Source organism: Mesorhizobium sp. A556, assembly GCF_054489545.1.
Genome location: NZ_JBTMXA010000008.1, coordinates 161303 through 175239 on the forward strand (window position 1 = coordinate 161303; position 13937 = coordinate 175239).

A 13937-nucleotide genomic window follows, 5' to 3' on the forward strand; every position below is an offset into this window, starting at 1 on the left:
GAATCCGCCGCCACGGGTTTACGCCGCAGTAGGCGGCCCGAACCAAGCTCTTAGCGCCTCGGTGATCCCCTGCGAGGCTTGGTCTCCAACCCATGCCACATAGCCGTCGGGTCGGACCAGCACAACGGTGGGCGCCGTTATCGCCCCAAGCGCAGGAAGCTCCCACGGACCATCGTATCTGGCGTCGGCCAACTGAACCCGACCCGCCCACGGCGTGATGTCGAGCGCGGCCGGCTCACCGAAGTTGAGGAGCACCGGCCGGGCGTCATGCAGCAGGCTGAAGACCCGTAGTGGGCCGTTGGCAGTAACGATATCGAGGTCGGGCATGCGGCGTCCGAGCAGGGGATGTCCCTTGCCGAGATCGTAGTGAATGTCGAGCCCCGACATCATCGCGGCAAATCGCTGGCGCGGCCCGTCCATGCAGAGCAGCTCGGCCATCGTGTCACGCACGGCCTTGGTGCGATCGTCATCGCGGCGCAGCGCGACTGAGGCCATGGTGTTACGCAACACGCGGGCAGCGATAGGGTGGCGCTCAGTGTGGTAGGTATCGAGGAGGCTTTCTGGTGACGTCCCCTTGACCACCTGGGCCAGTTTCCATCCGAGGTTGACCGCATCCTGCACGCCGGTCTGGAGACCCTGCCCACCGTCCGGGGGATGTATGTGGGCGGCGTCGCCCGCGATCAGTATCCGTCCCTTGCGGTAGGCCGCGGCCTGCCGGGCCGTATCGGTGAACCGGGAGATCGAGATGGGGCTATGGACCCCGTAATCGGTCCCATAGACGGACACGAGCACTTCACGAAGGTCGTCGAGGGTGGGCTCAGTGGTGGCTCCGATCTGCCGTTCGGTCACAAGGACGCGCACCGGCCCCTTATCTGCGTAGATGATCTGGCCGTCGCGGATCTCGTATTTTACGCGGCCGAGGGAATGGATGCCGATCTCGTCACGACGGGTTCCCCATTCCGGCGGCAGTTCGGCCAACTCGACCTCAGCGATCAGATTGCTGGTCGTCGGATCCGATCCGGGGAACGCAATGCCGGCGGCCTTGCGGACCAGACTGCGACCGCCATCGCACCCGACGAGATATTTCGACCGCAGCGACGAACCATCGCTGAGGTCAATATCGACGCCGGAACCGTCCTGCGCGAAACCCGTCGCCTCAATGCCGCAATAGATCGGCACCTTGAGTTCGTCGACCCAGCCGGCCAGTATCCGCTCGATGCGGTTCTGCCACAGCCCGAGCCCGTAATTGTGCCTTGTGGGAAGGGCACTGATGTCGAACGTGATCCCGGCGAACCCATAGGGCTGGGCTTTCTGCCCCTCCGCCAGGAATCGGTCGACGATGCCGCGTTGATCCAAAATCTCGAGTGTGCGCGCGTGAAGCCCACCCGCGCGGGAGCCGGCGAGTTCCGGGCTGACGCGCCTCTCGACAATGGCGATGTCGACGCCTGCCAGTGCCAACTCGCCTGCCAGCATCAGCCCGGTCGGGCCTGCGCCAACGATCACCACCGCAAGCTCGCTCATCGCCACACTCCGGTCGGCATCATCGTAGGCATCTCTTCTGGCCCTCTTCAGCCATTAGTTAATGGATAAAACGCGATCCACCAATTCCTGAACTTGACTGCCTCGTCACCAAGTACAGAGAGGGGCCTGACAGGCATTACGGCCACAATCCGGTTTGGAAGATTTCACGACCGCGTTTTGAATTCTTGAGTATCTGTCGAAAGAGAATACGCCTGACGGCGCGGATTTGTGCCTTTGTAGGGGAACAATCGCACCAACATCGTGTTACATCAGATACCCCGGCTTGCGAACGGGCCCACGGAGAAATTTCATAGACGAGGCCGAGATGGCCGATGATGTCGCAGGCATGGCAAACCCTCGGCGGACAGACTCCATACAAAGCGAATTCAGCTACGAAGATTTCATCGATAATGGCATCGTGGCACTCCATGTTGTTGGTCCAGATGGCGTTATACAGTGTGCGAACAAGGCTGAGTTGGAACTTCTGGGGTATGGGGCAGACGAATACATTGGGCATCACCTTGCCGACTTCTACAGCGATCGTCATGTTCTCGACGAAATTTTAACCCGCTTGAAGCGGGGTGAAAATATCTACCGCCGATACTGTAAACTTAACTTTCTTTGCTCGAGAATTGGTCTGGCAGGTGGTGTTCAAGCGGCTTGGAGCCGAGCGACATCGTTCCACATGCGCATCGCCGCTTCCCGCAGTTCTCGATGATGCCGGGATGCCATCTCATGGCGGGGAATGTAGAAGAGGCTGGCGATTGGGTCGTGGATGGAGACGAAGCGCTGTATCTGACCTGCTGACTTGAAACGCTTCATGATCCGTTCCCGTCGTCGGATCGGCTGATGAGAATTCTCGGCTCGGTTGTTCAAGCCTTTGTGCGACCGGTGCTCGATACCAGGCATGATCTCCCGCCGTGCTGCATCATAAGACCGAAGCTTGTCGGTGATCATGACACGCGGTGGTTGGCCCTGTCCTTTCAGCAGCTTGCGCATCAAACGCTTTGCCGCCCTGGCATTTCGGCGGCTCTGGACGAGAACATCGAGAACAAAGCCGTTCTGATCGACGGCCCGCCAGAGCCAATGCTTCTTGCCCCGAGTCGTGAGGACGACTTCGTCGAGGTGCCACTTGTCACCAAGCCTGCCGGCAGAGCGCTTACGGATATTGTATAGCCCCGAGTTTTGTAGACGCTCCCGGGTGTTCCCCGTCAGCGTCGTTATCGACGGTAGCCGAACCAACCACGATGCTATCGTTTCCTGAGACACCATAAATCGCTTGCAGACCCGCTCCCGGCGCCGGCTGAAGCCGATCCGGATACTCAAGAGCAAATATCTGAATAACCGGATCGAGCAGGATCATCGGCGCATCAAGCGCCGCGTCCGGCCAATGCTTAGCTTCAAATCACAGACATCAGCCGCGATCATCCTGTCCGGCATCGAGATGGTCCACATGATGCGCAAGCGACAGGCGAGATACGCCTTCAATCCGAGTCCGGCCCTAGCCGGACAGTTCGCAATTCTTGCCGCATAATTGGCCTCGAGGCAGGCCTCTTTACGTTTCCAGTCAACGGTTGCAACAAACCCGTGTTCGTGCTGGCTCAATCCACTGGATATATCAGACACGGATCAAGCATGATCTGACGTTCGCCAACACGGCTGTAGCCGCCCGCAAACAGAACGATCTCACGCGATGCCTTACGCTGTGCATAGGTCACACACATAATTTGAATGCCTTCCGGCTTACACATAATGAGATAGGCTAGGGCGCCGTCCCAGTGGCTTTCCTCGATCGAGCCTTTTATAACCATGGTGATCCGGCCATCATAATCGGGCACACGATCGATCCAGTCACCGATCGTCTCGCAGGTTGCTGTCGTGCCGAAGCCCTCTCCGCTCCGAAACGGCCCATCTTCCTCGAACACTGGCTGAGCTATCGCCAAAGTGCCGGTCACGCATAGAACAACCGTTACTAGAACTGCCTTCAGGCTACCACTCATTTCTGAATTCCATCTGTCCACTTGCTTCCGGTTTGGACCAGCACTGACAACGTCGCGATATCGGCGCGATACCTCCCGGAGGCGATGCGTCGATTGCGAGGTATGTTTCCGTTGGCTGATAATTCTACTTCTGCTCCGCCTTGAGTTCCTTCTCGAAGGCGATGCGCGACTGTTCGACGATGTCATGCAGCAGGCCGGGTTCAACGAAGGCGGCCTTGTCACCGGCGTCCAGCTTGGCTTTTCGTTCGAATAGGCCGGTCACTTGTGGATGCGATGGCAGAACGATGTCGGCTTTCATGGCGCCAAGCCGTTCGAAGCTTGTGCGAAAATCCGCGACAATACCCGGATAGCCCTTGTTGCCGACCAGGGCATTGCCCGCGATGCTGACGCTGCAGGGAAAGATGACCTGCCGTTCCGTCCCCTCGTCGGTGTCCCTCAGCGACCATGTCGTGCAGCCCTTCGTATGGCCGGGGGTGAGCGTGGCCGTCATGCGAAGTTCGCCGAGCGCAACGACGTCGCCGTCATGCAGCACCTTGTCCACCTTGACCGCCGGGAAGCGGATGATGCCATAATTGGTGTCGCCTTCCGGCGTGCCGCTCTCAAGCGCGCGCCTGTCCTGTTCCATGGCCATGAATATCGCGCCCGTATCGCGCTTCAACTGCGCAGTTCCGGCCGCATGGTCGTAATGGGCATGGCTGTTGAGGATGATCTTCACGTCCTCGAGTTTGAATCCCAGGGCCTTGATATTGTCTTCGATCGGCCCGGCATTTTCGGCAAGTGTTCCATCGAGCAGGATCGCCTGCCCGTCCGACACCAGCAGATAGGAAGCCAGCCCCCGCGTGCCGACATAATAGATGTTATCGGTAATCTTGAACGGCTTTGTCGGCTGGCTCCAGATAGCCGGCGGGGCCGCAATGGCGCATGCACCGATGCTTATGCTGAAAGCCAATGCCAGCGCCGATACCGGTATTTTTCTCATGCCGAAGAATGTCCTTGTAAGTGATAATGCCCCTGAGAACCCGGTGACGAGGCGTATTCGCTATGTCCGCGACCGGCAAACGATGATATCTCGGCAGAGACATTAGAATTATTTGGGTATCGATGGATCGGCCTCGTCTTCCGCTTAACGCCTTGCGCGCCTTCGAGGCGTCCGCAAGGCATCACAGTTTTACCCGCGCTGCGATTGAGCTTTGCGTCACTCAGGCGGCCGTCAGCCATCAGGTCAAGAATCTGGAGGCGCAACTGGGCGTGTCGCTCTTCCGGCGATTGCCGCGCGGCCTGATGGTCACCGAAGAGGGCGAGGCCCTGCTGCCAGTGGTGCGGGATTCCTTCGACCGCATCGGCGAGACACTCGACCGGTTCGAGGAGGGGCATCTGCGCGAGGTGCTGGCCGTCGGGGCGGTGGGAACCTTCGCCGTTGGTTGGCTGCTGCCTCGCCTGCACACCTTCGGGGAGCAGGCGCCCTTTGTCGATCTCAGGCTTTCCACCAACAACAATCGCGTCGATCTCGCCGCCGAAGGGTTGGATTACGCCATACGGTTCGGCGCCGGCGCATGGCACGGTCTGGATGCGATCGAGCTGTTCGAGGCGCCGCTGTCTGTGCTGTGCAGTCCGCAGGTCGCCGCCGGGCTTTCGTCTCCCGAAGATATCTTTCAGCAGACCTTGCTGCGCTCGTACCGCAATGATGAATGGCCGAAATGGTTTGCCGCGGCAGGGCTGAAAGGGCCTGCCGCCGTGCGCGGCATGACGTTCGATTCCTCGCTTGCGATGATGGAGGCCGCCATTCATGGTGCGGGCGTCGCCCTTGCCCCGCCGTTGATGTTTGCCAGATTGCTGGCCACCGGCGAGATCGTCCAGCCGTTCGATGTTTCAATCGGGCTGGGCAGCTACTGGCTGACCAGGCTGCAAAGCAAGCGCCCCTCAGGCGCAATGCAGGCTTTTGCCAACTGGCTGCTGGGGCAGGCTGGACCGATTGGCGATACTGCTTGATACATGCTGCTGCACAACTCGCGATGATTTTTCAGGGTAAGCCTCCGACGGATGCCACCGTTACAGCGCTGACATTCTTGGCAGGAGCAAATATAGACGCGCCGTGCAAATTGTGCTCGTCATACTCCCCAACCGATAAATGTCCATCCGCGGAATTGCGCCGGTGACCCGCCCTTGAGACGGGTTTTGCATTTCGCATCACAACCCGCACTTCCTACGGCATTATCCCTTATTGCCGCACGGCTCGGCTTTATCTTCTGCCTTTGCTGCAGCGGTTTTGTCGCCATGCTGTTGTGCTTCAACATCCTGTTGAGATGTCGCGACGTTCTTATCCTCCGCCATCGGCATGTTGCTACCATCCTTCTGAGGGCTGGCGGCGGCGCCCTTATTCGGCTGGACTTCCAAAGGAGCTTTGGTACCGTCCTTGGAAATCGGAGGCGTCTTGGTTGCATCGGCGGAATTGCTGGTTGAGGCCGTCGTGTCCGCGCAATCCGCCATTGCCAAGCCGCCGGAAAGCAGCAGCGCGGTGGTCGCGGAAGTGGCAATCTTTGTGAAAGTGTTCATTGGGTTGTCCTCTTCGTTGCGATGAAGGACAATTTGAAGTGCGGTCGTTGGTTCCGCATCACGTCATCACGTTTTATCGTGCTAATGCTGCGGATCGGACGGAATGAGGTGCTCGTCTGCCATTTCGTTGGCCAGGAAGGGAAATCGGGAAAATCCTCCTGTTCACCGTACCGTCGGGCCCGGTTGACACGACCCGCAGCTAAGTAGGAACGCGGCATTGCCGAAAAGGTTCAGAGGTCGCCAGTCTCGCGGTAGAGGCTAGCAGCGCGCCGAGCGCGGGTAGCTCCCAGTCTCGGAAGTCGTCGGGTCGACACGGCGCGTTCCCCGGTCTATCCTGAGATGGCGGGGACGAGTTTCAGAAGGATAGAGCAGCCCGGTAGATCGTCAGAGCAATCGGCCGGCTAAGGCACGACAAAGAGCTTTGCCAGGACAAACACGGTGGTTGTGAAGACGATTAGATATATCCAGCCGCGTATCGCTTGGCGGGTATCGGCCTTCTGCTGCTCAGGCGTTCTCTTGTCTCTGGTGTAGATGTATTCGTCGCTGTGATCTTTCATCGGATGACCTTAGGCTGATGGGCTTGGACAAACCCGGATAGCCTATTGCAGAGGCTCCAGCAAATCGAGCGCCTCAGAGCCAGTCGCGGTAGAGGCTGACAGCGCGCCGAGCGTGGAATGGGCAAGTCAACCGCTGCGCAGGCACTCGGCGCAAAGACCCACTCTGCGCGCTGACGCGGCGGTAGCGTGGAACAATCTGCCACACTGGAGGCACTCCACGTCACCAGCCTCCTGCCTTACTCGGGTGCGGTCGTGCTGATGCTTTTCGCTTTTCCGCCCCTCTAGTTCCTCAGAAGCGTTCAATTCTGTGAACCTAGACGCTTTCATCCCGGTTGCTCCAACAGCCACGTCCGAAGCATCTCACCAATGCCTCTAACCGACAAGCGGAAGGTAAGCGGGTAGGATTAACTGCCGCGTTGCGCGTTGATTCGATCGAGTACGGCTCCGCCAAATCCATCGGCACTATGGCTCGTGTCTAGCTTTCGGCCTGCAGGACGATTGATCTCAAGTAGCGCTTGGACGGCTGGGGACTTAGGGTCAACGATTGACCATCCTTCACGCCTAGCATGCATGACTACATAGGTGAGCAGGCCACTCACGGTCTCTTCAAGCACGTCGATGCGGTCTAGCGCTGTCTGTAATTCGGGGCTGATTGGTTCAGTGGTCATTCGCATCTCCTAAACTATGGAACGCCGCGGCACGTTGGCGACGGTAATCCCACGTCAGGAAATCAGAGATGTCCCTGGCCGACAAGCGGGGCGCTATCACGAGAGCCTGGACAACGTGACGCCAGCCGACGCCTACTTCGGCAGGGCCGCAGCCATCATCAAACAGCGAGAAAGGATCGCAAACGCCAAACTATCCAACACCGGCGCTTGCAGCACCGCAAGATCGCCGCTTAACATCAACACCAAGACGAGCCCGACACTCCGCTAAGCTACGCCGCAAACTGAGCCGAATGTTCTGACGACGGAAACCTTTCAAGGTCGATCAAGAAGGAAATCCTCCAAGTTGATCAGGCGATCTGCAGATCACTGCTTGGAAGTATCTTATCAAGAGGCATCGCTTTTACGACCTCTTCTGGCCGGGCGACATGAAGTTCCGCGAAATACCAGCCGGTCGCTTCGATACCGGTGGCGTCGAGCCCCATCCCGTCCAGATTGTCGAGCACCTGCTGGCGCTCTTCTGACGACGCGAATTGGCGCTGAGGGAAAACACCAGCCACTTTTTCCGTGACATAGCCGTGCCGCGTCAGCATTTCCTCGGAAGCTCCGAAATCAAACATGCGCAATACGAAGTGTGCCATCCATGGACGACTGTCGAGACTTGATCGCAGGAGCCGTTCCAGCGAGACCTCGCTGACATAGCCGACGCAACCAGTTGAAATGACGAGATCGGTGTTTTCAAGCGTTGCGGCCTCTTCTGGCGTTGGATCTGTCGTCTCGAGATCGGTTACGACACCAGCGTCCAGCATTCCCACTTCGACCGCGTAGGAAACAGCGCGCTCGGCTAGATCAACGCCCACCATTTCGATCGCTGGATCCACCGGCGCGGCGTAGAGCTCACGATCCCGGGCAAGAAGCGTCTCAGGATCGTTGATCTCTGCATACAGCCGGTAGAGCTCGTCCATGGATAGCCCATGCTTCAAAAGGGCACCGTTGACCCCGTAGGAGCAGCCCAGATCAACGACTTTTGTGCTGTCGGATTGGGTGGCGCTTCGCCGGGCTTCGATCAATTGCTGAAATCGTGGCTTTGCTTCCTGAGGTATCCGGTAACCGAGTTCAGATAGCGTCGAAAAATAGATGAATGGATCAGGTTTATTGTAGATCTCACTCATATTTATCTTGCCAGTATTATCGTAAGTCATATTGTCCAACGTAGCATCTCCTATGTTGTGGTCTTGCCGTATTGCTATTGACGGAGCGCATTCACGCCCTGTGCGCGCACAACAATCGTGTCGTCGCCAGTTCGCGTTCTTCCAACAGGACATGGAAACAGTTGCGGCTTTTGCCTTGCGCTGAAGTGGCCAATTACTCGGGAAGCCAGGACGGCCCCCGCAGTTCCGGCTTCCGCGGGGCTGGCGCCCTTGAGAAGCGCTGCGAGAAACCCCGCCGCATAAGCGTCGCCGGCTCCGGTTGTGTCGACCAAGCTGTCCACCGGCACCGCCGGAGTCCAAATTCGTGTGCTATTGCTCACGATGACCGATCCGCGTTCGCTGCGTGTCACGGCGGCGAGCGGAACGTTCTCGGCAACATGATCCAGCATCGCCTCAAGATCGCTTTCGCCGGCTAGAACATAAGCTTCAGCCTCGTTGGCGAGAAGGATATCGCAATACTGATCGACGAAGCCGCGGATCTCGTCCAGGTGGCGTTCGACGCAACCGGGATCGGAGAGCGTCACCGCAATTCTGGCGTCCGCGGCATCTGCGCAATCGAGTGCAGCATCGATGACAGACGGACCGTGCGGGGCGTCCCACAGATAACCTTCGATTAAGACGGTGCCGAAGCGCTCGGGCATCGAAGCGACGACGTCAGGGGCATCGAGTGACACTGACGCTCCCAGAAAAGTGCACATCGTGCGCTCGCCATCTGGGGTGATGAGAACCAGACACCGGCCGGTGCCTTCGCCATCCGTCGCCGGCATGACATAGTGGTCGATGCCGATGTACCTGAGATCGCTCGCGAACACCTTGCCGAATTGATCCTGGGCGGTTTTGCCGACAAAGCCGCAGGCCAGCCCCGCATCCGCCATATGGGCAACAGTGTTGGCAACGCTGCCCCCCGAGCTTTCCATCGCCGGTCCAAGATGTTCGCATAGCTGCCACACCGTGTTCTCGTCCAAGACGAGATGCATCGCTCCCTTCTCCAGGCCATACTTGGTGAGTGTGGCTGCATCAACGTTCACCAGAATGTCGACAATGGCGTTGCCCACTCCGACGATATCGAGAGACCTATCCGTCATGATCTGGACCCTTCGTGTGTTTATCAAATTATGCTGGCCTGCCCCGAACGTGGAAGCGGGTTTACTCGGCGGCTTGAGCCATGCCGCCGAAGGATCGTGCCAACTCGTCGGCGAGGTTCGTACGCTCCCAGGAGAAAGTTCCGTTGTCCTCGGCGACACGGCCGAAGTGGCCATAGGCGGCCGTTCGGGCATAAATCGGCCGGTTGAGATCGAGTTGGGTGCGGATACCTCGTGGCGTCAGCGAAACCATGTCGCGCAGTGTTTTCTCGAGCTTATTTGTGTCCACCTTCGCCGTGTTGAAAGTCTCGATGTAGAGCGCGACCGGTTCGGCGACCCCGATGGCATAGGCCAGCTGAATCTGGCATTTGTCAGCCAACCCGGCCGCGACGACGTTCTTCGCTAGCCAGCGTGCCGCATAGGCAGCGGACCGGTCGACTTTGGATGGATCCTTACCCGAGAATGCACCGCCGCCATGGGGTGCTGCGCCGCCATAGGTGTCGACGATGATCTTTCGGCCAGTCAGGCCACAGTCACCATCTGGGCCACCGATGACGAACCGGCCGGTCGGGTTCACCAGAAGCTTGTCCTCCGGACAAGCCCACCCCTTGGGCAGTGCCCTGGCGATATAGGGTTTGACGATCTCACGCACCGCTGCCTGATCAAGTCCCTCGACATGCTGCGTCGAGACAACGATGGAATCAACGGCGACTGGCTTTCCATTCTCGTAGAGCAAAGTGACCTGGCTCTTGGAGTCCGGGCCGAGGAACTGTTCTTGGCCGGCGCGCCGAGCCTCGGCCATGAGCTGCAGGATGCGGTGGGAGAAGACGATAGGAGCGGGCATCAACTCCTTCGTCTCGGTGCAAGCGTAGCCGAACATGATACCCTGATCGCCAGCGCCCTCATCTTTGTCCACGCCGCTATCGACACCCATCGCTATGTCAGCCGACTGCTCATGCAGTTTCACGACGATCTCGTTGTTCTTCCAGTGGAAGCCGTCCTGCTCGTAGCCGATGTCTCGCACGGCATTGCGGACACGTTCCTCGATGTCCTTCAGCACATCGGAGGGACCGCGTACTTCCCCGGCAACGCATATGAAATTAGTCGTGGCCAGCGTCTCGCAGGCAACGCGTGACTGAGGATCGGCGGCCAGATACGCATCGACGATCTCGTCCGAAATGCGGTCACAGACTTTGTCCGGGTGCCCCTCGGAAACGGACTCGCTCGTGAACAGCCAGCTGCGGTTCAGCATCATTTATCTCCTTTGTGTCCTTGCGCGCGCGGCGGCCGCACGATTGTCGGGTTGAAGTGAGACGCCGGGTCGGAGCCCGATCAATGGGTTCAACCACGCACGCAGTTCAGATTTGCGCGAGAGAAGGCGCGAGTCACCTACGTCTCAGATGCCTACAGGCGAGACGTAGCCCGGAAGGTTTGCTCACGCTGGAGCAGAGACCGGATCGCTCTTCGATTTGTACGGCCGATGGATCAGCCGACGGCGAGCCGAAAACCTCTTGTGGTCCTGATGGACATGCGCTGAAAATGTTCAGGGCACGAGATTTTCCTCGCAGGTCAGCCAAAAACTGGTTGGGCAACCCACTGAACCGACGCTAAGACAAAGCTATTTTCTTTTCACGGTTTAAAATGAATTTTTTTTGTGCTAGCCGCGCACGCCAGTCTTTGGCCTACAGCCAGATCCGGTTACGGTAGCACTCGACAAACGCTGGTCGATCCAATGCTTGAGCGACAAAGCCGGAGGCCCTTTGAACCAGTGCTGAAGCCGCGCCGCGCCCTTTCAAGCAACAGGGAGTGTATCGATCGGCAATCCGTCAGCAGGCTTCCGCCGGCACGACGCGGCATCGGCATTCTCTTCCGGAATGAGCTGCTATTCCCGCACTTGCCGATCGGTGCCAATCTTGCCTCCCGACTTGCGTGTTCGGTGGCAGGGCGAAAGGCGCGGCGGGAGCGGATCGCCGAAGCATTGACGGAGGCCGGGCTTCGAGCGCCGCGATTTGACTACGTTATCAAACGGAGCGCGCTCGTATCGCCCTCATGAGGACGCTCCTGGCAGCGGCGAGGCCTCGTTCCTCGATGATCCCTTTTCCAAACCCGATTCCGACCTGCGCCGCGAGTCCCGTCGCCTTGTAATTGACCGGGTCGCCGCCAGGCGGCTTCCGATCCTACTGGTTACGCACGATCACGTCGATGCCGAAGCAGTCAATGGTCAAATAGCTAAGCTCGCGGGGCGATGACCAACTGAGACTTCAGGTTCCTACTCCGTGATCTCGATCTGCGGCGCCCGGAACGAGGCTCTCGCAACGGGGTTGCCTTCCGGTGTTCGTCCATGCACGATAAGTCGAAAAGCAGGAGCCTTGACCTGACCTACTCTACGACGCTGCCTTCCGGCCTGGCTTGTGGCCCTTCTTTGTTCGCAGCCTTTGCATTGGCATTCATACTCACTCTGCCTTTAGCGCCGCTCAGTGCGCAGGGGCTCAAAAGCGACCAGTCGCTACAAAAGATTATCGATTCTGATGTCGAGGAAGGGGAGACAACCGCGCGCGACAATGCGAGCCGTATCATAGCTGCCATTGACAAGACCGTCGAAGCAGCCAGCGCTGTACGCAAGACAACCTTCCTCGATGAAATTGAGATCGTCTTCTTGACAGACGTTATCGATGACGGGTTGCCATCCGCTCTAGAGACGCAGATCGAACGGCACGAATCCGAGATCGCACAACTCCGACTGGAGATGGAAGGCAATGCCATGCTTTATCATGCGATCGATTCCCACGGGGTCATGCTCAAAGATGTAATCGCAATTGAATTTCACGATGAGAGGAGAGCCGTCATCTTTGTCGCCGCCAAACCGACTGGCTGAGTGGATGTTAAATCCTGGCAGCCATGCATGCACCGGCGGCACAGCGCGCTTACGATGACGCCAGCATTCAGTTAACCGCCCCAACAGGTCCACCCCATCACAACCGGTTCGAATCACCCATAAACAAGATCCGGCAACCAGGTGATGATCGGCGGGTACAGCATGCAGGTTATAAGCGCGATAAGTTGAATTCCGAGGAAAGGTAGGGCCGACCTGAAGATGCGCGTCATCGGAATGGATGGGGGTGTCACGCCGCGCAAATAGAAGAGCGCATAGCCGAAGGGTGGCGAGAGAAAACTCATTTGCATGTTGATCAGATAGAGCACACCAAACCAGAGAACCAAATGTCTGGAATCCTCGAATCCGAAGGCAGCCGGACCCAGGTTCTCGATGATGGGCACGAAGATCGGGACGCACAAAAGCAGAATTCCGACCCAGTCCAGAAACATTCCGAGAATGATCAGGATTATCATCATGATGATGAGGATGCCCCATGGACCGAACCCGGTGGCCTTCATCGATTCCTGCACGAATTCCTGTCCGCCTTCGATAACATAGAGGCCGACGAAAATCGTCGCGCCGAACATGATCCAGACGACCATGGCCGTCGCCTTGAGCGTGACCATGGTAGCGTCGCGCACGGCCGCCCAGTTCAAATTCTGATGGATCGCCGCGACGATGAAAGCGCCGAAAGTTCCGATACCGGCTGCCTCGACGGGTGTCGCGATCCCGGCGAAAATCACCCCTAGAACAATTATGACCAACGCGATGGGCGCCGCCATCTTGCCCACCAGGCGCACCTTGGCGGGGAGGGATATGCGTTCCTCGATCGGGATCGGGGGACCGTTGTCCGGATTGATGTAGCACATCACGATCACGTAGATGATGTATAGACCGGAGAGCAGAAGTCCTGGAAGCACAGCGCCTATGAACAGTTCCCCCACCGATTGCTCGGCCACCACCGCGTATATGATCGCCAGGATCGAGGGCGGAATCAGGATTCCAAGCGTTCCGCCGGCCATGATGGAGCCCATAGCAATCTCGGCGTTGTATTTGCGCTTCAGCATGGCGGGCAGGGCGATAATACCCATCGTAACCACCGCTGCGCCGATGACGCCCACCATCGCCGCAAGAATCGTAGAGGCGATGATGGTTGCGGCCGCCAGCCCGCCCCGCAGTCCGCCGAGCACCTTATAGATGACGTCGAACATATCGTTGATGATACCCGCGCGTTCCAGCATCGCTGCCATGAAGATGAACAGTGGAATGGCTGAGAGCTGATAGTTCGTCATGAGCGGGAAGATACGGCTGGGCACAATATTCAGCGTTTCCGCATCCCCGAGGATGAAAAGGAACACGCAGGCTAGGCCGCCGGTTACGAAGGCCAAGGGCAAGCCTGCCAGAAGCAGCACGAGAAGGCTGCCGAACATGATCAGGGTTAGCCACCCAATGGAAATATCGATGCCCATTTTC

The 13937-nt window shown here is 58.3% G+C and carries 12 protein-coding genes and 3 pseudogenes; 5 read left to right on the plus strand and 10 right to left on the minus strand.

Going from position 1 to position 13937, the window contains the following annotated elements:
- Positions 1 to 18: 18 nt before the first annotated feature.
- Positions 19 to 1521 carry an FAD-dependent monooxygenase gene (locus tag ACX3P0_RS16930; protein WP_459090223.1) on the minus strand — a complete coding sequence of 501 codons (1503 nt, stop codon included), beginning with the start codon at positions 1519 to 1521 and terminating at the stop codon, positions 19 to 21.
- Between the two features lie 346 nt (positions 1522 to 1867).
- On the opposite strand from ACX3P0_RS16930, the gene ACX3P0_RS16935 reads away from it, so the two are divergent.
- Positions 1868 to 2239, plus strand: a complete 372-nt coding sequence (locus tag ACX3P0_RS16935; RefSeq protein ID WP_459090332.1) for a PAS domain-containing protein — start codon at positions 1868 to 1870, stop codon at positions 2237 to 2239.
- Here ACX3P0_RS16935 and ACX3P0_RS16940 read toward each other — a convergent pair.
- Positions 2173 to 2688 (minus strand): annotated as a pseudogene (locus tag ACX3P0_RS16940) (IS6 family transposase); the annotation flags it as partial. The gene ACX3P0_RS16935 and the pseudogene ACX3P0_RS16940 overlap by 67 nt on opposite strands.
- Before the next feature lie 40 nt (positions 2689 to 2728).
- Between ACX3P0_RS16940 and ACX3P0_RS16945 the strand changes: the two are divergent.
- Positions 2729 to 3055, plus strand: a pseudogene (locus tag ACX3P0_RS16945) (DDE-type integrase/transposase/recombinase); the annotation flags it as partial.
- A gap of 67 nt (positions 3056 to 3122) precedes the next feature.
- On the opposite strand, the gene ACX3P0_RS16950 reads toward ACX3P0_RS16945, so the two are convergent.
- Positions 3123 to 3521, minus strand: a complete 399-nt coding sequence (locus ACX3P0_RS16950; RefSeq protein WP_459090225.1) for a hypothetical protein — start codon at positions 3519 to 3521, stop codon at positions 3123 to 3125.
- A 124-nt stretch (positions 3522 to 3645) separates the two neighbouring features.
- Positions 3646 to 4500, minus strand: coding sequence for a subclass B3 metallo-beta-lactamase (gene bla / locus ACX3P0_RS16955; protein WP_459090227.1), 855 nt, complete (start codon positions 4498 to 4500; stop codon positions 3646 to 3648).
- A gap of 122 nt (positions 4501 to 4622) precedes the next feature.
- Here bla and ACX3P0_RS16960 point away from each other — a divergent pair, with 122 nt between their 5' ends.
- Complete coding sequence (locus ACX3P0_RS16960; protein ID WP_459090229.1) at positions 4623 to 5510, plus strand: LysR family transcriptional regulator; 888 nt, start codon at positions 4623 to 4625, stop codon at positions 5508 to 5510.
- A 222-nt stretch (positions 5511 to 5732) separates the two neighbouring features.
- Here ACX3P0_RS16960 and ACX3P0_RS16965 read toward each other — a convergent pair whose 3' ends face one another.
- Together ACX3P0_RS16965 and ACX3P0_RS16970 are read right to left on the minus strand one after the other, a co-directional pair.
- Positions 5733 to 6074, minus strand: coding sequence for a hypothetical protein (locus ACX3P0_RS16965; RefSeq protein WP_459090231.1), 342 nt, complete (start codon positions 6072 to 6074; stop codon positions 5733 to 5735).
- A 401-nt stretch (positions 6075 to 6475) separates the two neighbouring features.
- The gene (locus tag ACX3P0_RS16970; RefSeq protein ID WP_459090233.1) at positions 6476 to 6631 is read right to left on the minus strand and encodes a hypothetical protein; all 156 of its coding nucleotides are present in this window, start codon (positions 6629 to 6631) and stop codon (positions 6476 to 6478) included.
- A 759-nt stretch (positions 6632 to 7390) separates the two neighbouring features.
- Between ACX3P0_RS16970 and ACX3P0_RS16975 the strand changes: the two are divergent.
- Positions 7391 to 7533, plus strand: a pseudogene (locus tag ACX3P0_RS16975) (IS3 family transposase); the annotation flags it as partial.
- 113 nt (positions 7534 to 7646) lie between these two features.
- Here ACX3P0_RS16975 and ACX3P0_RS16980 read toward each other — a convergent pair.
- From ACX3P0_RS16980 to metK, 3 genes are all read right to left on the minus strand, one after another.
- Entirely contained in the window at positions 7647 to 8468 is an 822-nt protein-coding gene (locus ACX3P0_RS16980) for a class I SAM-dependent methyltransferase (RefSeq protein WP_459090235.1), read from the minus strand.
- A gap of 74 nt (positions 8469 to 8542) precedes the next feature.
- A complete protein-coding gene (locus tag ACX3P0_RS16985; protein ID WP_459090237.1) occupies positions 8543 to 9592 on the minus strand; it encodes an adenosine kinase in 1050 nt (349 codons plus the stop codon).
- Between the two features lie 61 nt (positions 9593 to 9653).
- Positions 9654 to 10841 carry a methionine adenosyltransferase gene (gene metK / locus ACX3P0_RS16990; protein WP_459090239.1) on the minus strand — a complete coding sequence of 396 codons (1188 nt, stop codon included), beginning with the start codon at positions 10839 to 10841 and terminating at the stop codon, positions 9654 to 9656.
- 1089 nt (positions 10842 to 11930) lie between these two features.
- On the opposite strand from metK, the gene ACX3P0_RS16995 reads away from it, so the two are divergent.
- Positions 11931 to 12464, plus strand: a complete 534-nt coding sequence (locus tag ACX3P0_RS16995) for a hypothetical protein (RefSeq protein ID WP_459090241.1) — start codon at positions 11931 to 11933, stop codon at positions 12462 to 12464.
- 113 nt (positions 12465 to 12577) lie between these two features.
- Here the strand turns inward: ACX3P0_RS16995 and ACX3P0_RS17000 are convergent, their stop codons facing one another.
- Complete coding sequence (locus tag ACX3P0_RS17000) at positions 12578 to 13933, minus strand: TRAP transporter large permease (protein ID WP_459090243.1); 1356 nt, start codon at positions 13931 to 13933, stop codon at positions 12578 to 12580.
- Positions 13934 to 13937: the final 4 nt, after the last annotated feature.